The sequence below is a fragment of the Oceanobacillus sp. B139/18 genome (assembly GCF_055524595.1).
Genome location: NZ_JBVFXI010000006.1, coordinates 249,582 through 269,308, shown reverse-complemented (window position 1 = coordinate 269,308; position 19,727 = coordinate 249,582). Strand labels below are relative to the sequence as shown.

Genomic DNA, 19,727 nt, shown 5'->3' with positions numbered 1-19,727 from the left:
CGTTGTGATTGACGATTGAACAAGCTATACTATGAATAAATAGAACGAGGCTTAGAAACGGTATGATGTTTCGTTTTTTTCAATGTTGGAGGGGAAAATGATGATAGATATACATACACATATTTTACCAGGTATAGATGATGGGGCAAAATCGGAAGAAGATAGTATTGCAATGGCCAAACAGGCTGTTGAACAAGGTATCCGTACGGTCATTGCGACACCACATCATTATAACGGTTCCTATTTCAATGATAAAGCATCCATTCTTCGTAATGTCTCTATTTTAAATGAGTTATTCAAGAATGAGGGGATTCCTCTGGAAGTATTGCCTGGTCAAGAGACAAGAATCTATGGTGAAATCTTACAAGGGATAGAAAATGATGAGATTCTTCCTTTGAACGAAACAAAATTTCTTTTTATTGAATTCCCTTCAGCAAGTGTGCCGCAATATGCAAAGAAAATGCTTTTTGATATCCAAATGAAGGGTCTTACACCTATTATTGTTCATCCGGAACGAAACGTGGAGTTATTAGAAAATCCTAATCTACTATATGATTTTGTAAAGAATGGTGCGTTAAGCCAAGTCACTGCAGCCAGCCTAGTCGGTAAATTCGGCAAGGATATCAAGAAGTATGCAGAGCAGTTGATTGAATGTAATCAAACCCATTTTATTGCATCGGATGCCCATAATATCAAATCACGCAGTTTTGTCATGGATGAAGCCTTTGATGCTGTCAAAAAATCTTACGGAACTGATTTTGTCTATTTATTTCAGGAAAATAGCGAACTGCTGGTAAATAACAAAAACGTAAACCGCATGGAACCTAGCTTACCTAAGAAAAAGAAATTTTTGGGATTATTTTAAAAAGAGAATTCTAGTTATTTTATATATGAACTTGATTTTGAAAGGAAGGGAGGTTTTCCTATGACATATAAAAAAAGACTGGCGCTTTTGATACTCTTAGACTCACTTATTGTAACGTCATCGGTATTTATTGCTTTCTGGATGGTCTACCCATCTTATCCAGGTGTTTTTCTAGGTGATGAACTTTGGTTAAGTGCCATTGCATTTTTGATTTTTCATCATATTTTTGCCTTTATTTTTAAGTTATATAATAAAGTCTGGTCTTATGCAAGTATAAGAGAATTAATTGCCATTGTAAAAGCTGTAACATTGACAATTATTTCTGTCGGTTTGGTGCAGTTTTTGGTCAATGATGAAATTTTTCGACGGGCATTAGTGATAACCTGGCTTTTACATATTGTCCTTATTGGGGGATCACGCTTTGTATGGCGGTTAACTAGAAATCGCTATGCCAGCAAAAAAACAGATAATCAAAAACGGACCTTAATTGTCGGCGCCGGTGCTGCAGGTGTGATGATTGCCCGCCAGTTGCAAAATGAAAGTGAAAAAGCTGAGCTATATCCTGTCGGCTTTCTTGATGATGACTTAACTAAACAAAAGATGGAAATCCTTAGTTTGCCAGTTGTCGGAATGTCGAAGGATATCTCGAAGATAGCAGAAAATATGCAGGTAGAACACATTGTAATCGCTATCCCTTCATTACATAATGGCGCTTTAAAGAAATTGATTCATCAATGTAACGAAACGGGTGTTTCTGTGCAGCTACTTCCCAAAATTGAAGACTTAATGACAGGAAAAATCTCTGTAAGTAATTTGAAAAATGTCGAAGTAGAGGATTTATTAGGAAGAGCGCCTGTTAAATTAGATATTGGTGCCATCTCCGAATACGTGACAGGAACAACGGTTATGGTCACAGGAGCAGGCGGGTCAATTGGCTCTGAGATTTGCCGTCAGCTGATGCGTTTCTCACCTAAAAAACTATTACTTGTTGGGCATGGGGAGTTTAGTATTTATAATATTGATATGGAATTAAAAACAACTTTAGAACAACATGATACAGAAATTGTTCCTATTATCGGCGATATTCAAGATAGAGAACGTATTTTTAATATTGTTCAAGAATATCAGCCTACTATTATTTATCATGCAGCAGCGCATAAGCATGTTCCTCTGATGGAATACAACCCTCATGAAGCTGTAAAAAACAATGTAATTGGCACAAAAAATGTCGCAGAAGCTGCAGATACATTTGGCGTGTCAAAGTTTGTCATGGTCTCCACCGATAAGGCGGTTAATCCAACCAATGTGATGGGAGCAAGTAAGCGAATTGCAGAAATGATTGTCCAAGGATTAGCTCAGCAAAACACAACGAAATTTGTTGCTGTACGATTCGGGAATGTACTTGGCAGCCGGGGAAGTGTTATTCCGTTGTTTAAAAAGCAAATTGCCAATGGTGGTCCAGTTACGGTGACGCATGAAGATATGACGAGATATTTTATGACGATTCCTGAAGCATCTCGTCTTGTGATTCAGGCAGGAACACTTGCGAAAGGCGGAGAAATTTTTGTTTTAGATATGGGAGAACCCGTCAAAATATCCGACTTAGCAAAGAATTTAATTAAATTATCTGGCTTTACAGAAGCGGAAATTCCGATTAAATATTCTGGCTTACGTCCGGGAGAGAAAATGTATGAAGAACTTCTCAATGAAGATGAAGTATTTCCTGATCAAGTCTATGAAAAAATCTATGTTGGTCGTACAGTAGAAGTAGATAGACAATTAATTATAGATTTACTAGAAAAGCATGAGGATTATAATAATGTCGAGTTGAAAGAAGAAATGATGAAAATTGTTTTTGCGGAACGTCGAGTGCTTGAAGCAATGAAAGCTTAATTTCATCATCAATCTAGGAGCGTGTGAAATGAAAATTATTAAAAAAGCAATTATTCCGGCAGCAGGTTTGGGAACGAGGTTCTTACCGGCAACAAAAGCAATGCCAAAGGAAATGCTACCAATTGTTGATAAGCCGACTATTCAGTATATTATCGAAGAAGCAATTGAATCGGGTATTGAAGATATTATTATTGTTACTGGAAAAGGGAAGCGTGCGATTGAAGATCATTTTGATCATAATTTTGAATTAGAAGATACATTAGTAAAAAAAGAGAAATTTGATATTCTAGAGAAAGTAAATTATGCTTCCAATGTTGATTTACACTATATCCGTCAAAAAGAGCCTAAAGGGTTAGGGCATGCTGTTTGGAGTGCACGTAAGTTTATTGGTGATGAGCCATTTGCTGTTCTACTTGGTGATGATATTGTAAAAGCTGAAACACCTGGGCTTCGTCAATTAATTAATCAATATGAAGAAACAGAAAGTTCAATCGTAGGTGTTCAGCAGGTTTCTAATGAAGATACTTCACGCTATGGTATTGTTGATCCGAGAACTTCTGAAGGTCGACGCTATATGGTAAATAATTTTGTCGAAAAGCCAGCAGCAGGTACAGCGCCTTCCAATTTAGCAATTATGGGAAGGTATGTTTTTAATCCGGAAATCTTCCAATTCCTTGATAAACAGCAGATTGGAGCAGGTGGAGAAATACAATTAACAGACGCTATTCAGATGTTAAATGAGATTCAGCCTGTTTATGCCTATGATTTTGAAGGACGTCGTTATGATGTTGGGGAGAAATTAGGCTTTGTGAAGACAACTATTGAGTTAGCCTTGGAGAATGATGAAATCAAAGATGAGTTATATCGATTTTTATTAGATACTGTAAAGAGCATAAAAGTGAAATGAAAAGCGGATAATTAAAAAAGTAATATGAAATAACTACATGAAGGAATAACACCTTGAGGAAGGAAGTTTTTAACCATGTCTGAACGTATTTTTCTTTCTTCACCGCATATGAGTGAGGAAGGCTATGAACAACAATATGTACAAGAAGCATTTGATGCAAATTGGATTGCTCCACTAGGAACCAATGTAAATGAATTTGAAAATGAATTAGCAGAAAAAGTAGGAATCAAATCAGCTGCAGCTTTATCTTCTGGAACTGCGGCAATTCACCTTGCTTTAAAAGCTGCTGGTGTTGAAGAAGGGGATATCGTGTTCTGTTCTACTTTAACGTTCTCTGCTACAGCTAATCCGATTATGTATCAACATGCTACTCCTGTTTTTATTGATAGTGATGAAAAAACATGGAATATGGATCCAGAAGCGCTAGAAGAAGCATTTACAAAATATCCGGAAGTGAAAGCAGTTATTGTTGTTCATCTATATGGCTTGTCTGCCGATATGGATAGAATTATGGATATTTGTAAAAAGCATGATGTAGCAGTAATAGAAGATGCTGCAGAATCATTAGGCGGTTATTACAAAGATAAGCATACGGGTACGTTTGGAGATTATGGGGTTTTCTCATTCAATGGCAATAAAATTATCACAACTTCTGGCGGTGGAATGCTAGTTTCTAATAATGAAGAAAAAGTAGCAAAAGCACGTTTTTGGGCTACACAATCAAGAGATCAAGCTCGTCATTATCAGCATAGTGAAATAGGTTATAACTACAGAATGAGTAATGTAACTGCTGGGATTGGCAGAGGGCAACTTAAGGTATTAGACCAACGAGTAGAAAAGAAAAAGTACATATATGATTTTTATAAGCGTGAGTTGGGAGATTTGGAAGGTATTGAATTTATGCCGGTAAATGAGTGGAACAATCCTAATTACTGGTTGAGTTCTATTCAATTAACTGGAAAAATAAGACCGTTAGATGTCTTTGAAGCTTTAGAAAAAGAGAATATTGAATCACGACCAGTATGGAAACCAATGCATATGCAGCCTTTTTTTAAGCAGTATGTTTTTGTTGGTCAAGGTGTGTCTGAGCAACTGTTCGAGAATGGTGTTTGTTTGCCTAGTGATACGAAGATGACAGATGAAGAGTTATATAGAATTGTTAATGTTATAAAAAAGGTGTGGGATTAAAAATGAAAAGTGATAAAGTGGGAATTTATCAGAGATACATAAAAAGACCTTTTGATTTCATTATATCCTTACTAGCAATAATTATATTAAGTCCGATATTTGTAATTGTAAGTATTCTAATTAAGTTAAAGTTAGGTGATCCTGTATTATTTAAACAAAAAAGACCTGGATTAAATGAGGAAATTTTTACTTTATACAAATTCCGTACTATGACGGATGAGAAAGATGAAAATGGAAATCTATTTCCTGATAAAATAAGGTTAACAAGGTTTGGAAGATTACTACGTTCGACATCATTAGATGAACTTCCTAGTCTATTTAATATAATAAAAGGTGATATGTCTATTGTGGGACCAAGACCGCTTTCTGTATTATATTTACCACATTATAACAAATACGAAAGACAACGTCATAATGTTCGACCAGGATTAACAGGTCTAGCTCAGGTGAATGGCAGAAATACAGCTTCTTGGGAAACTAGGTTTGGTTATGATGTAGATTATGTAAGAAATTTATCTTTAATATTTGATATAAAGATAATAATAAAAACAATTATTGTTGTATTTCAAAGAAAAGATGTTGTTGTTCGAGGAACGGGAAGCGTAGGTAATTTCCAAGATTATAGAATGAAACAGCAGGAGAGTAGTGATTTAAATGAAAGAAATAGGTAGTGAATTTTCTATGCCAAACCTATCATTAAAACCAATAGAAAATTCAGTTTACGAAATGATTTCAAGTCTTGGTAATGATAGAAAGTTTCTTTTTTCTGGAAGAACTGCAATTGACTATATATTACAAGATATAGAGTCAAATTTAGATAGTGTATATATGCCCTCTTACTGTTGCGATTCTATGTTACAACCGTTTGTTGATCGAGGAATAGAAATTGTATTTTATAGTGTTTTTTTTGAACAAGGTGAAGTGAAATATGAAATTGACTATACTAAACAAGTCGATTTGTTTTTTGGAATGAGTTATTTTGGATTCCAGTGCTCAAATATGGATGAAATTATGCGTGCTTTCCGTATGAAAAAGGTACTGGTTATTGAAGATATTACACATAGGTTGTTTTCTAAATTCAGCCATTGTGAAGCTGCTGACTACTTAGTAGCTAGCATTAGAAAGTGGCTGCCAATTGCAACAGGTGGAGTTGCAATGAAAATAGAAAAGACTTTTAAAGATTATAAATTAAATGAACCATCTAAAGAATTAATAGAAAAAAAATCTAAAGCTATGAAACTGAAAAAAGAATACTTAGCAAGTGAAAATATTGAAGAAATTGTAAAAAAACAATATTTAAACTTATTTGCTGAATTTAATAGAGGGTTAAATTCAAAATATAAAAATATAGCAATTGATTTTTTATCCGAAAGTATTCTAAAGTGCATAGATGTTAGTGAACTTAGAAAAACAAGAGTTCAAAATGCGAAATATATTTATGAAAATCTGAAGGATAGCAATACAATTGAATTAATGTTTAAGGTGTTAAACTTAGAAACAGATTGTCCGTTGTTTGTTCCAATTAAAGTAGATAATAAAGTTAGACATAAACTCAAGAGTTTTTTAATCGCTAATTCCATATACTGCCCAGTTCATTGGCCAATATCAAATATGGTAGATAGCAATAGTGTAAATATAAATATTTATGAACAGGAGTTTTCATTGATTTGTGATCAGCGCTACGAAATACTTGATATGGAGTACCAATTAAACAAAATAGGAGAGTTTGAGAGTAGATTATGATTGATATATATTTTGAAAAAAAATATGGTCGTCTTTATGAAAAAATCGAAAAAGGTAAGTGCCTTATTTATGAATTTGAAAATAAATTTGGTAAAATCCATCATATGTTTATTAAGCGTGAAATACCTCTGAAATTAAATGGTAACACCTATTATGATTTAGTTACACCGTATGGATATGGTGGTCCAATTATTATTGATTGCGATAAAGAAAAAAAAGAACTTCTACTTCATGAATTTGAAAAGGATTTTCAAAACTATTGTATAGATAATAATATTATAAGTGAATTTGTTCGCTTTCATCCAGTTGTCGAAAATCATAGTGATTTTGGTGAAGTATATGATGTTTCATATATAAGAAATACTGTAGGAACAACAGTTAATTCTGAAAAAGACTACTTAATGAATGAGTTTTCAAAAAGTGCAAGAAAGTCAATTCGTAAAGCCTTGAAAGAGGGTGTTACTTATAAAGTAACCCGCAGCCCTGATAATATAAGTGAATTTTTAAACGTATACTATTCTACTATGGATAGGAATAACGCTTCTGATTATTATTACTTTGATAATAGTTATTTTGAGGAATGCATGGAAAATTTAAAAGATAATATTTTATTGATTGAAGTAAGTTATAATGAGGAAATTATCGCTATGGGTTTTTATTTTGTATATAACAATATGATTCATGCTCATCTTTCAGGAACACTAACAGAATACTTATACCTTTCACCAGCATATGTCATTAAGCATGCTACTGCAGAATGGGCAAAAGAAAATGGTATTAGTTTAATACACTATGGTGGTGGAACGTCTAACAATGATGATGATCCATTATATAAATTTAAAAAGAAATTTACTAAGTCTACAGAGTTTGAATTTAATATTGGGAAAAAAATATGGAATAAATCAGTGTATGATAAACTTTGTGGATTATTAAACATAAATGAGGAGATTGAATTTTTTCCAGCGTATCGTTATAAATAATAGGTTGTACATTTATAGATAATAAATAATAATTTTGAGGTGTTATTATGGGTGAATTAAAAGGAAAAAGGCTTTTAATTTTAGGTGGATCACGTATTTCTTGTGAAATTATAAGGAAAGCAAAAGATATGGGCATTCATACAATGGTTACGGATTGGTATCCTTTAGAAAAGTCTCCTGCTAAACAACTTGCTGATGAATATTTTATGACTAGCACATCAGATATACCAGCAATGGTAAAATTAATAAAAGACGAAAAAATTGATGGTGTGGTTACAGGTTTTACTGATTCAGTGTTACCTTATTATGCGGAGATATGCGAAAAAGCTGGAATTCCTTGTTATGGAACTAAAGAACAGTTTGAGGTTTTAACAAATAAGAATACATATAAAAAGCTTTGTAAGGATTTTGATGTACCTGTAGTAGATGAGTATCAAATTACAAAAGAAGATTTGAGTACAGATAAATTAGAGAATATTAAATATCCTGTTTTAGTAAAACCAGCTGATAATAGTGGTGCTAGAGGAATCTCAATATGTAATGATAAGGATGAATTGATTACTAATTACAAGAAGGCTTTAGAATTCTCTCAAAAAAAAGAAATCCTTGTTGAACGATATATTAATGGAGAAGAGGTAACTGTGTTTTATGTTCTTCAAGATGGAGAAATCTATCTTTCAGGAATTGGGAATAGACATGTAAAACATAATCAAGATGGTGTAATCCCTTTGCCAGTAGCATATACATTTCCATCGGTACATACAAAGAATTATGTTGAAGATACAGATTCTAAGATTAAAAAAATGTTTCAATCATTAGGTATGCAAAATGGTATGGTATTTATGCAATGCTTAGTAGAAGAAGGACAATGTATCATCTATGATATTGGTTATCGACTTACGGGAACATTAGAATATAAACTATTAGAAGAAGTTTGTGGATATAACCCACTTGAAATGATGATTGATTATGCGTTAACTGGTACAAAAGCAGAACCACAATTAAAAGAAAAAGCAATATCATCTTGGAATAAAATTGGGTTTAACGTGTCTTTCTTGATAAAACCAGGAGTAATAAAAAATATTGAGGGCTTAGATGAAATAAAAGCTATTCCCAATATAATAGATGCAGTATTAGCTCATGAGGAAGGTGAAGAAATTCCAACCTTTGCAAAAGGGACATTGAAACAAATAATTCTGAGAGTATTTGCAACTGCAGATAACAAAGAGGAATTAAAAGAATTACTAGACAAGATATATAACACTCTAAATGTTACTTCAGAAGATGGAGAAAGTATGTTACTTGAAGGGTTCGATACCAAGGAACTCAAGGAGGATGTATTGGTTTGAGTAAAGAAATTACAAAAACAATATTGGTAAGTGGAGCGAGTGGATTTTTAGGAAGACAGTTAATTCAGCAACTACTGCAGTTTGAGAATAATAAAGTAATAGCAATTACTTCTCAAAAAGAGAATCTAGAGAGTGAATTTGAAAAGTATTCTAATTTGGAAGTATTGGAAACAGAAAATTGGACTGAAAAACTTGATAAACAAGAAAAAATTGATGTTCTTGTTAATTGTGCTTTCCCTCGATCTTCTGATTCTGCGTCTTTAGCAAAAGGACTAGACTTCACAGAGAAATTAGTAAAAGAATCGATCGAATTAAATATAAATAATATCATAAATATTTCTTCTCAAAGTGTCTATAGCCAAAAAGCTAAATCATTATCGGATGAATCAGCTGAAGTTGTTCCTCAATCTTTATATGGAATGGCAAAGTATGCTGGAGAAAAGATAGTAAGCTCTCTTTGTGGAGATAAAAAAGTTAATTATTCCAATATACGTTTAGCAAGTTTGACAGGCAAAGATTTTGAAGTAAGGATGACAAATAAATTTGTTAAGCAAGTGCTAAACGAGGAAAAAATCATAGTTAATGGCGGACAACAAAAAGTGTCATATTTAGAAGTTCAAGATGCCACATCTGCATTAATAGCTATGATAAATAAAAGCTCAATTAAATGGAATCATATATATAATTTAGGAAGTCACTATTCGAATACAGTGTTAGAGATAGTAGAAGCAGTTTTAAATAATGCAAAGAAAAGAAAAATAACAGAACCGGAAGTTGAAGTTAATCCAAATCAAGATAGTTTTAATAATTTAATTGATAGTAAACTATTTTATGATGATTTTTCTTGGGAACCTCGTTATGATATAAGTCTTATGATTGAAGAGTTGTTTGAGCATTATAAGAATATATAGTTAGGTGGATATTTATGTATGCTTTAGTGGTTGGAAGAGCTTATCCAGATGAAAAAACAGGAATGATGGGTATTTTCGAGTATGAACAGGCGGTTTCTGTAAATAATCATGGATTTAAAACTGTGTATGCTTTTTGTGATACACGCTCAATAAAAAGATTGCGCGTGTTTAATTATGTAAACAAAAAATCTAACGATATATCTATTTATGGGTATCATTTTCCAATTGGGGGATTACCGAAAAAAATATTTGATCAATTGAAGCAAAAACGATTTAAAAAATTGTTAGAAATAATTATTGAAAAAGAAGGTAAACCATCTATAATTCATGTTCATTTTCCACTCTTAAATCTAAATATGGAAATATGGAGTTTTTTAAAGAAATTAAACGTCCCAATTGTATTAACGGAACATTGGAGTAAAATTCAATTAAAAGAACTTGAACAATATAGAGTTGATTTACTAAATGTCATAGTAGAAGAATCGAATAGTTTTAATTCTGTTGGAGAGAAGTTAAAAGAAAGTATACAAGAGATTACTAATACAGATAAAGAAATTCAAGTAATTCCGAATATGGTATCACCAGCTTTCTATTACAATAAAGGATTAGCATCTACAAATGATTTTATTTTTATTGCTATTGGTAGATTGGTAGAAACTAAGCAGTTTGACTTTTTGATAGACGTTTTCTCAAAAACCTTTCGTGAAAATGACAAGGTATTTTTAAATATTGTTGGTGATGGTCCTTTATATAACAAACTAAGAATACAAATTAATGATTTAAATATGAATGATAGAATTGTTATGCATGGGTTTTTACCAAGGGAAAAAACTGCGGAGATGCTTCAAAAAAGTAATGCTTTTGTTTCAGCAAGTATTATTGAAACTTTTGGTGTTCCATTTATTGAAGCGATGGCATGTGGTAAACCTGTTATATCAATAGAAAATGGTCCTTTGGATAGTTATATTGATGAAACGAAAGGTGAATTATTTAAACAGGGTAATAAAAAGGATTTAGAAAATAAACTCTTAAAAATATATACGAATAGATCTTATTATGATGGAGAAGTAATTTCAAGTGATGCTTACAATAATTTTAGTGAATCAACTATAATAAGCAAAATAATAAGAATATATAACAAAGAATTAGATATCCTCTAAAATTTTGTGAAATTATCTAAAGAACTTAGATAATATATATAGAATTAAAATAATATGTTTAATAGAAGATAGCATTTATGATGTGGAATTTGATAAATGCGTTGATTGAGGTGGAATATGGACAAGCCTTTAGTAACAGTTTTTTTAGCTTTATATAATGCAGAAAAGTATATCTCAGAAGCTTTAGAAAGTATTTTAGAACAAACATATAGTAATTTAGAAATAATTATTGTTAATGATGCTTCAACAGATAACTCCTTGGAAATAATAAAGCAATATGATGATAAGCGAATTAGGATAATAAATAACGAAGAAAATAAAGGAATTCCTTATACTAGAAACGTTGGATTGAAGGAGGCGCGTGGTAAATACATTGCAATAATGGATTCAGATGATATATCTAAGTTGGATAGAATTAAGAAGCAAGTAGAGTTTATGGAAATGAACAATGAAATTTCTGCAGTTGGAACTTATTATGAAACCTTTGGTGGTAGATTAAATAGAAAAGTGACAAATAAGTATTCTAACCCTGAAAAAATTAAGATAAAACTTTTATTTTCCAATCCCTTAGCTAACCCTTCATCTATGATAAGAAAGAGTGTATTAGATAATTATAATTTAAAATATAATGAAACCTTTTTCGTTGCACAAGATTATGATTTATGGTTACAAATATCGAAAATTGGCAAGTTATGTATTATGCCTGAATTTCTCCTTAAATATAGAATTGGTCATTCAAATATTTCTAGAAACTCAAAAGCAAAAAAAGGTGAAGAAAGAAAGAAAATTATAGATTCTATTCATAGAGATGCACTTTCGTATTATGGCTTTGATTTAGATAAAAAAGAAGTTGATATATTTAATTCATTTTTTACTGATAATCCTATAAAAACAAATAGTGATCTTTTAATAAATAATGTAATAATAATAGTGAAAAAAATGAAAAACTGTAATTATAATACAGAGTTGTTTAATATTGTAGTGTTTAATAGAATTTTGTTTGAGTCATCAATAGTTGCAATCAATAAAATTAATATGAGTCTGAAAAATAAAATGAAATTATATTGTGAACTCTGTAAAGTCTTTAATAGGAAAAAAGTAATGAAAAGAAAAATTCAAATTTCATTAAAACATGTATATAATATACTTAAGAGTTAATAGCTTTTACACGATGATTACTTTCAAATCAATATAAAATCTATAAAACTATTTAATTTAATATATTATATATTAAACTAGAAAAAATTGTTGAGGATGGTAATATGAGTGAAATCTCATCTCTATTAACGGTAATTATACCTGTATATAATGCAGAAGATTATCTAGAGGAATGTTTAAATTCTGTAATAAATCAAACTTATAGGTATGTAGAAATAATAGTTGTAAATGATGGAAGTACAGACGATAGCTTGATGATTTTAAATAAATACTCTACTGAGTATGGAAATATAAAGGTTATCTCTCAAGAGAATGCAGGACAATCTTCTGCTAGAAATAGAGGAATTGAGCATGCAAGTGGCAAATACATTTCTTTTATAGATGCAGATGATTATATTCTTCCTAATACATTTGAAGAGTTAGTAGGGGAAATAGAAGATAATTATTTAGACTTGATTCGATTTTCTGCGGAACCATTTACCGATAATATGAAAATGAATTTAAATAAGAAACAATATAATTTTGATGCTTATTTTGACTCAAAGAAAGTATACAGTAAAGAACAGAGTTTACAGTTAAATAATTTATATTTTTCTCCTTCACCAGTTTTATTTATTTTAAAGAAAGATACATTAATAAATAATAATATTCGATTTAAACCAGGGATTATACATGAAGATGAATTGTTTACCGTAGAAATATTTTTAAATGTTAACAATATGATGTATAAGCCTAGCTCTTTTTATAAACGTAGATATAGACCAAGTTCCACTATGACCTCTAAGTCAATATTAGCAAGAAAAAAATCTTTTGATTCAAAATGTGTTGTGCTTGATGAACTACATAATCTATTTAGTCATTATAATAAAAAAAATGAGATTGCATTGATAAAGAAAAGAATTAGAGTTATAACAGCTTCTTTATTTAATAATTATGATGAAATTGATATGAAATATAAAATGTCACATATTCCAAAGCGAAAAAAGATTACTTTCTTGTTTTATTATTATAGATTAAAAAAGACTATTAAATCTTCAGTATTAAAGATTGATAAAAGTAAGTGATATGCTAAAAAGAAATTTAATGATTTTCAAGGTGGTATTTTATAATGAGTAAAGTAATGGTTTATGCATATACGAAGTTAAATTTAGGAGATGACTTATTTTTAAAAATCTTATTTGAGAGATATCCTGATACAAAGTTTATTTTATTTACTCCAAAAGAATATAAAAAATTATTTAATTTTAGTAATGTAGAATTTTATTCAACTTCTAGTGTGTTTTATAGAGCAATAAATTATTTTATGCGGAAAATAAACAATAAGAATGTATTGAGAAATCTTATTTCTAAGTCTTGTGATGCTTCTGTATACATAGGTGGATCAATTTTTCAGCAAAATGAAAACTGGAAGTCGATTCTTGAAGAAAGAAAAAGCATGTTACATAAAAAACAACCTTTTTATGTCTTAGGAGCTAACTTTGGTCCATTTAAAAGTGAAGATTATTATAAGGAATATGAAAAATTATTTTTGCAGTATACAGACATCTGTTTTAGAGATACTTATTCTTTTAATTTATTTAAGGACTTAGATAATGTAAGAATTGCAGATGATATAGTTTTCTCTCTTAATAATGAAGTGAAAAACACAAATGATAAATCAATGGTTATTTCTGTTATTAAACCATCTTATAGACCTTATCTATCTGGCTATGATAAACCATACTATCAAAAAATGAAAGATGTTGCTATTAAATTTATAGATAAAGGATATAGTGTGAAGTTCATGTCCTTTTGTAAACACGAAGGTGATGAAGAAGCTATACAAGAAATTATGAAGATTTTACCTGGAGATTATTTGAAGCATGTTCAACAATATAATTATAGAGGAGATTTAAATGGAGCTCTTGAAATAATCTCCAATTGTAGCTGTTTAATTGCAGCGCGATTTCATGCTATGATTCTAGGATGGTTGTTTCAAAAAAATGTTACTCCAATAGCTTATAGTGAAAAAATGATAAATGTTATGAAAGATGTTGGCTTCAAAGGGATATATTCTGATTTTAAGACTATTAATCAATTAAATCCTGAGGAAATTTATAAAGACTTAAAGAAACATACGATTGATATCTCAGAACAAATTAAAAAATCAGATGACCATTTTAAAGAATTAGACAAATTATTAATGAAGTAGCTATTGATAGAAAGATGTGTTTATTTTGAATAACAATAAAAAGGTATTAAAGCAATTAAACACCATGGTTATATTGACAATTATTATACAGTTTTTTACCTTAATAAAAGGAGCAATAATTGCATCTTATTTTGGGGTTAGCCTGGAATTGGATGCTTTTAATCTTGCTAATCGAATTTCAACATTTGTATATAGTTTTATCGGAGCAGGAGTTTCTACGGTTATTATCCCATATTTAAAAGATAAAGTTAATAAAAAAGGGATAAATATTTTTATAAGTGTTATATATTCTGTGGGTTGTATATTATTAGTTCTTATGATCCTTTTTAGAGAAGAGATAATAATATTCTCGGGTGGGACAAGTAATAATTATTTTATAACTATAGCATCAAATATATTAATATTTACTGCTATAACTGGTTTGATAAATGCAATAGTCCAATTGGTTAAAGGGATATTGGAATTTAATGATAAATTTAATATTCAAAAGCTGATTATACTTTTTTCTAATATTGTGTTAGTAGTTATGTTATTGTTTGGTAATAATAATATCTATTATTATGCTTTTGTAGTTCTATTTGCAGCTGTTTTAAGCTTAGTATTTCATGTAGCTTTTATAAGAAACACTCAATTTTCGTTTAGTTTAAACTATGACTTTAAGAATCAAAATTTTAAAGAAATGATGGTACTTTTTTTCCCAATAATGCTAAGTACAAGTGTTTATCAAATATCACTATTAATAGATACATTAATTGCTGCAAGACTACCTGTAGGAAGTATTTCAATCTTAAACTATGCTAATACAGTTATTAGCATGATTAATTTATTATTGTTAGGAAACATAACATCATTTGTTTATCCGAAATTAGTAAAAAAGTCTAGCCATGAAGAACAACAAACTGGTTTGGTTAACTATATCCTATTAGTAAATGTATTAATGTGTTTATTAATTCTTTTATTTTATTCAAGTGGTAAAGAAGGAGTTAGTATTCTGTTTGAAAGGGGCTCATTTACTAGTAATGATACATATGTAGTATTTATCGTTGCGCTTATTTTAGCTATTTCCCTTCCAACCAATGCTATTAGAGATTTGCTTTATAGATACTTTTATATGAATAAAGATACATTTACACCATTTACAAATAGTATAATTATTAGTGTTTTAAATATTATTATAAGCTTGATACTCTCAAGCCTTATAGGATTATATGGTGTAGCTATAGGAACTGTTTTAGCATCATTTTTAAGTTTATTCTTTATAAGTATAAGGTTCGGTAAGAAATTTGAAATTATTTTCAACAAAAAAAGTTTTTTTGTTGAAAATGGTAAAATAGTGTTAATAACAATAGTTTCGGTAGTTGTTTTAAAATTGATTAAATCTATAATTATTATAGATAATACATTAATAGCTTTATTGGTCTATTCTATATTAGCGGTAGCCTTATTTGCTTTCCTGCTATTTGTCAGTAAAAGTAAAGTGTTTAAATTAGAATTGTAATGGATGATAGGTTTATTGAGAATTAAATTCTAAGTGCTAATAATGTTCTTGATAGAAATAGGTGGATGACATGTCTAGAATTTTACTAGGCAGTTAACCTTGATATCAAGTAATATACAGTAAGTTTTTAAGAAGAATAAATTAAAGCTATATAAAAATAGGAGATATTTTATGGTTAAAACAGAAAGAACAAACTTAAGTAATAGGATAAATTATATATATATTTTATTATTTATATTAGTGTTAATAGCAGGATTAAGGAATTCAGCTGATTATTTTAATTTTATTGGTCTTAGCGTACTTAACTTTTTATTAGAACTTTCCTTTTATGCTCTTTTTGGTGTGCTATTTTTTCTATTAATAATTAATAATTTATTAATTGTTAATAGATTTTCACTTAATACAGTAAAATATTGGATAGTATTATTTTTGGCAGTTTTTCTTAAGTTTTTTATTTTATTTGTCCAGAGTCCTGCTTGGGTTTTACCTGGTGGAAGGTACTTTTTTGAATTTTACCACACGTTATTAATTCTTTTTCTGATGGTTCTAATAGTAGGAACGATTAGAGATATTAATGGAGTAAAAAATTCTGTATGGGGAATTGGGATAGGTGCAGCAATAGCAGGAGTTTTACCTGTATTATTGTTTCCAGAAATGATAGGGGATAGGAGTATTCTTGTTCAAGGTTATCATTTTAGTGGAGGTTTTTGGAATGCAGCTGTTATTTCTTATATGTCTATTGGGTGGCTAACGATTGCAGTTTCTACTATAGAAAAATCAAAATTTAAAAGGTTCTTTCTGTTTTCTTTATTTTTAATTATGGCTTTTGGAGGAATAGCTGGGCTTTCTAGAGCTACACTGCTATCTGTTGTAATTTCATTTGGTGTTTACTTGCTTTTTATTAGGAAATTTAAAATGCTGATAAATATTACTATTATTGGAGTAATTATTGTCGCCCTTACCGTTGTGTTTTTTCCAGAACTTACACAAAACTTTAGTGAAAGAATGGAGGGGGGCATAAATATTGAAGAAGAGGCACGAACTGATATATGGCTTGACTACCTTGAAGATTTACCTGATTACTTCTTATTTGGAGCTATAGATGGGAATTATACAATTTATTCAAAGTATGGGATGGGCCCTCATTCAGCATTATTTAATTGGCTTGTACAATATGGTATATTGGGTTTATTAGGTTATATTATACTTATTATTGGATTAATAATTTCAATAAAGAAGATTGGAAATAGTACCTCGATGGAAACAACTGCAGCTTTATATGCTTGGCTGACTGCGTATGTGTCTGTAGCGTTTATAAATCAAACTGGGTTCAATGAAATGACGGCATTTATTGCTTTTGGTATAATCTTTGCTTGGAGTAATATTAATGAAAATATAAATCTTAAAACAGAAAATAAACTTAAACAATAAGAAATAAATAGATATTTAATAAGATTATTCCAAATGACTTAAAATACTGTATAAAAGGAGTAACTATAAAATGAAAAACCTAGCAGTAGCCGGAACAGGCTACGTCGGCCTCGTAACCGGCGTGTGCATGGCAGAAAATGGACATAACGTAACTTGCGTTGATATAGACGAACAAAAAGTAAAAACAATGCGCGAAGGAATTTCTCCTATTTATGAAGCAGGATTAGAAGAATTAATGCGTAAAAATATTGAAGCTGGCAGACTACATTTTACTACGGACTATCCATCTGCATATAAAGAAGTGGATGCTGTATTTATTGGGGTAGGCACACCAGAAAAAGAAGATGGATCAGCTAACTTGCAATATGTAGAAACAGTAGCAAAACAAATTGCTGAGTCTGTGGCAAAAGATTGTTTGGTTGTAGTCAAATCAACTGTACCAATTGGCACGAATGATAAAATAGAAGAACTTGTCAATGATTCGCTTGTTAATGATGTGAGAGTTGAAGTAGCGTCTAACCCTGAATTCCTTGCCCAAGGATCAGCAGTAAGAGATACATTAGAGGCAGCTCGCATCGTTATCGGTACGGAGAGTGAATGGGCAGAGAATCTTTTAACAGAGATTTATACACCGTTTAACCTGCCAATTGTATCTGTCAATCGTCGTTCTGCTGAGATGATTAAATATGCTTCTAATGACTTTCTTGCTTTAAAAATCTCTTACATGAATGATATTGCAAACCTATGTGAATTGGTTGGTGCAGATATTCAAGATGTTGCTGAAGGAATGAGTTATGATGACCGTATTGGCAGCAAGTTCTTAAATGCTGGTATTGGTTATGGGGGATCTTGTTTCCCAAAAGACACTAGTGCTTTAGAGTATCTTGCAAGACAATATGGATATGACTTGAGGACAATGCAAGCAACGATTAAGATAAATTCTGAACAAAAATTGAAATTGTATGATAAAGCGAAGCAGCGGTTAGAAACGTTTGAAGGTATCAAAGTAGCAGTACTGGGTTTAACATTTAAACCAGGTACCGATGACCTTCGTGAAGCTCCGTCACTTGCAAATATCCCATTGTTATTAGAACAAGGAGCGGATATCTATGCATATGATCCAATCGGGGTGGATAATTTTAAACAGTTTTATTTAGAAGGAAGTCACGGGCAGGGGAATATCACTTACGTGGATAGTCCGGAAGATGCTTTAGAAGGAGCAGCTACATGTCTTATCTTCACAGAGTGGGGAGAGATTAAAGCTGTTACCCCGAATCAGTATAAAGATTTAATGCAGACTCCATTGGTGTTTGATGGTAGAAATATTTATGATGTTCAAGAAATGGCTGATAATGGAGTGGAGTATCATTCTATTGGCAGACCGGTTAAGAATATAAATTAATTAGTGCATTTTGATTTAACTAGCATATTTATTAGCAGCAGTTTACGGTTGGGCATATAGATATTATTATGAATTGAAGAGTTGATAAGTAGGAGGGCCCTTGATATTTAGAATGAGGAATATCAAGGGTCGTTTCTATACTTATAATATGTGTATATGTTGATCTCTCATTTTACATTCATTGTTTATGTAGTAAGTAGAACAAACATTAAACTTACTGAATTAAAAGTAATTTGAGAAAGCACTTATTTTGGGCTGCTTTTATATGGATCAATCTTATGAACTGGAGTGTGGGATCATTTCTTATCACCTGCTAAAATATGTTAAATAATAGTCATGATATAATCCTTTATTGCATCTAGGTGTATTTTTTCAAATAGATAGTCTTACTAAACTAGCTATTAAGATAAAGAGAGTCACTGCATTTTGAGACAACATAATAGAAGTAAAAAAGAGTCTGTATGATTACGGCCAAGGAAATGTACCACTTGTGCCATCTTTTTTACCAGTGATTGCCACAGAACTTACCACCTGTTGCCACCGCATTTACCAATTGGGAGATTTAAGATAACGTAGGCTTTTGATGTTCAACAATCGCGCCCGATTGAGGCAGAACCAAAGAGTCCATATTTGCAATATCCAACGTTTTTATCAACATTGATTATGGCTAATCAGTCATAACTTCAAATAGGCAACCATCTAAATTGGTCCAAAACAACCCACGGGAAGCAAATGGGTGATCTGTGCGTCGATTTTCTGTTTCAAACGGGCTGTTCCCAAAGGCTACATTCCTTTTACGAAGTTGTTCATGAATCTGGTCAAAAGTATGTCCATCAACACTGAAAGCCAAATGCTGTTGTGGAGTATCATCCTCGATTGTCATAAAGAGAACAGAAAGATCGTCATTAACTTGCACTTCTGCAAACTTATTGTCTATCCCTTCATAACCATTAAGTTTTAGGCCCATATTCTCTGCAAATTCGTGTGCAGCTTTATCATTATTTTTAGCGAATACCACTGTGTGGTTAAGTGTAATTGTCAATTTAAAGTC

Annotated in this window: 17 protein-coding genes; 16 read left to right on the top strand and 1 reads right to left on the bottom strand. The window is 30.9% G+C overall.

The features are described 5' to 3' along the window. The first annotated feature begins 100 nt into the window (after window positions 1-100). From ACZSMY_RS17780 to ACZSMY_RS17705, 16 genes are all read left to right on the top strand, one after another. Window positions 101-865: a tyrosine-protein phosphatase gene (locus ACZSMY_RS17780; protein ID WP_465148116.1), complete on the top strand. Its 765-nt coding sequence runs from the start codon at window positions 101-103 to the stop codon at window positions 863-865. 60 nt (window positions 866-925) lie between these two features. After that, window positions 926-2,758 (top strand): polysaccharide biosynthesis protein, encoded by a 1,833-nt coding sequence (locus ACZSMY_RS17775; protein ID WP_465148092.1) that lies wholly within the window; start codon window positions 926-928, stop codon window positions 2,756-2,758. A 28-nt stretch (window positions 2,759-2,786) separates the two neighbouring features. Next, window positions 2,787-3,665: a UTP--glucose-1-phosphate uridylyltransferase GalU gene (galU, locus tag ACZSMY_RS17770; RefSeq protein ID WP_465148091.1), complete on the top strand. Its 879-nt coding sequence runs from the start codon at window positions 2,787-2,789 to the stop codon at window positions 3,663-3,665. Between the two features lie 75 nt (window positions 3,666-3,740). Then, window positions 3,741-4,853, top strand: coding sequence for a DegT/DnrJ/EryC1/StrS family aminotransferase (locus ACZSMY_RS17765; protein WP_465148090.1), 1,113 nt, complete (start codon window positions 3,741-3,743; stop codon window positions 4,851-4,853). 2 nt (window positions 4,854-4,855) lie between these two features. Next, window positions 4,856-5,524, top strand: coding sequence for a sugar transferase (locus ACZSMY_RS17760; protein ID WP_465148089.1), 669 nt, complete (start codon window positions 4,856-4,858; stop codon window positions 5,522-5,524). Next, window positions 5,508-6,596, top strand: coding sequence for a hypothetical protein (locus ACZSMY_RS17755; RefSeq protein ID WP_465148088.1), 1,089 nt, complete (start codon window positions 5,508-5,510; stop codon window positions 6,594-6,596). The genes ACZSMY_RS17760 and ACZSMY_RS17755 overlap by 17 nt, the downstream gene beginning before the upstream one ends. After that, a complete protein-coding gene (locus tag ACZSMY_RS17750; RefSeq protein ID WP_465148087.1) occupies window positions 6,593-7,576 on the top strand; it encodes a GNAT family N-acetyltransferase in 984 nt (327 codons plus the stop codon). The genes ACZSMY_RS17755 and ACZSMY_RS17750 overlap by 4 nt, the downstream gene beginning before the upstream one ends. Window positions 7,577-7,623: 47 nt before the next feature. Continuing rightward, window positions 7,624-8,925: an ATP-binding protein gene (locus tag ACZSMY_RS17745; protein ID WP_465148086.1), complete on the top strand. Its 1,302-nt coding sequence runs from the start codon at window positions 7,624-7,626 to the stop codon at window positions 8,923-8,925. Next, a complete protein-coding gene (locus ACZSMY_RS17740; protein ID WP_465148085.1) occupies window positions 8,922-9,836 on the top strand; it encodes an NAD-dependent epimerase/dehydratase family protein in 915 nt (304 codons plus the stop codon). Before ACZSMY_RS17745 ends, ACZSMY_RS17740 begins: the two co-directional genes overlap by 4 nt. A 14-nt stretch (window positions 9,837-9,850) precedes the next feature. Next, window positions 9,851-10,996, top strand: coding sequence for a glycosyltransferase (locus ACZSMY_RS17735; protein ID WP_465148084.1), 1,146 nt, complete (start codon window positions 9,851-9,853; stop codon window positions 10,994-10,996). Between the two features lie 117 nt (window positions 10,997-11,113). Continuing rightward, window positions 11,114-12,154, top strand: coding sequence for a glycosyltransferase family 2 protein (locus tag ACZSMY_RS17730; RefSeq protein ID WP_465148083.1), 1,041 nt, complete (start codon window positions 11,114-11,116; stop codon window positions 12,152-12,154). A 104-nt stretch (window positions 12,155-12,258) separates the two neighbouring features. Continuing rightward, a complete protein-coding gene (locus ACZSMY_RS17725; RefSeq protein WP_465148082.1) occupies window positions 12,259-13,218 on the top strand; it encodes a glycosyltransferase in 960 nt (319 codons plus the stop codon). A gap of 44 nt (window positions 13,219-13,262) precedes the next feature. Continuing rightward, the gene (locus tag ACZSMY_RS17720) at window positions 13,263-14,345 is read left to right on the top strand and encodes a polysaccharide pyruvyl transferase family protein (protein WP_465148081.1); all 1,083 of its coding nucleotides are present in this window, start codon (window positions 13,263-13,265) and stop codon (window positions 14,343-14,345) included. A 25-nt stretch (window positions 14,346-14,370) separates the two neighbouring features. Then, complete coding sequence (locus ACZSMY_RS17715) at window positions 14,371-15,843, top strand: lipid II flippase MurJ (protein WP_465148080.1); 1,473 nt, start codon at window positions 14,371-14,373, stop codon at window positions 15,841-15,843. A 171-nt stretch (window positions 15,844-16,014) separates the two neighbouring features. Further along, a complete protein-coding gene (locus ACZSMY_RS17710) occupies window positions 16,015-17,274 on the top strand; it encodes an O-antigen ligase family protein (protein ID WP_465148079.1) in 1,260 nt (419 codons plus the stop codon). A 70-nt stretch (window positions 17,275-17,344) separates the two neighbouring features. Next, complete coding sequence (locus ACZSMY_RS17705; RefSeq protein WP_465148078.1) at window positions 17,345-18,676, top strand: UDP-glucose dehydrogenase family protein; 1,332 nt, start codon at window positions 17,345-17,347, stop codon at window positions 18,674-18,676. Window positions 18,677-19,343: 667 nt separating this feature from the next. Here the strand turns inward: ACZSMY_RS17705 and ACZSMY_RS17700 are convergent. Then, entirely contained in the window at window positions 19,344-19,718 is a 375-nt protein-coding gene (locus ACZSMY_RS17700; RefSeq protein ID WP_465148077.1) for a VOC family protein, read from the bottom strand. Window positions 19,719-19,727: the final 9 nt, after the last annotated feature.

Coding starts and splice junctions, on each gene's coding strand:
- ACZSMY_RS17760 (WP_465148089.1), top strand. CDS start 4,856: ATGAAAAGTGATAAAGTGGGAATTTATCAGAGATACATAAAAAGACCT.
- ACZSMY_RS17705 (WP_465148078.1), top strand. CDS start 17,345: ATGAAAAACCTAGCAGTAGCCGGAACAGGCTACGTCGGCCTCGTAACC.
- ACZSMY_RS17735 (WP_465148084.1), top strand. CDS start 9,851: ATGTATGCTTTAGTGGTTGGAAGAGCTTATCCAGATGAAAAAACAGGA.
- ACZSMY_RS17720 (WP_465148081.1), top strand. CDS start 13,263: ATGAGTAAAGTAATGGTTTATGCATATACGAAGTTAAATTTAGGAGAT.
- ACZSMY_RS17730 (WP_465148083.1), top strand. CDS start 11,114: ATGGACAAGCCTTTAGTAACAGTTTTTTTAGCTTTATATAATGCAGAA.
- ACZSMY_RS17775 (WP_465148092.1), top strand. CDS start 926: ATGACATATAAAAAAAGACTGGCGCTTTTGATACTCTTAGACTCACTT.
- ACZSMY_RS17725 (WP_465148082.1), top strand. CDS start 12,259: ATGAGTGAAATCTCATCTCTATTAACGGTAATTATACCTGTATATAAT.
- ACZSMY_RS17755 (WP_465148088.1), top strand. CDS start 5,508: ATGAAAGAAATAGGTAGTGAATTTTCTATGCCAAACCTATCATTAAAA.
- ACZSMY_RS17710 (WP_465148079.1), top strand. CDS start 16,015: ATGGTTAAAACAGAAAGAACAAACTTAAGTAATAGGATAAATTATATA.
- galU (WP_465148091.1), top strand. CDS start 2,787: ATGAAAATTATTAAAAAAGCAATTATTCCGGCAGCAGGTTTGGGAACG.
- ACZSMY_RS17745 (WP_465148086.1), top strand. CDS start 7,624: ATGGGTGAATTAAAAGGAAAAAGGCTTTTAATTTTAGGTGGATCACGT.
- ACZSMY_RS17780 (WP_465148116.1), top strand. CDS start 101: ATGATAGATATACATACACATATTTTACCAGGTATAGATGATGGGGCA.
- ACZSMY_RS17765 (WP_465148090.1), top strand. CDS start 3,741: ATGTCTGAACGTATTTTTCTTTCTTCACCGCATATGAGTGAGGAAGGC.
- ACZSMY_RS17750 (WP_465148087.1), top strand. CDS start 6,593: ATGATTGATATATATTTTGAAAAAAAATATGGTCGTCTTTATGAAAAA.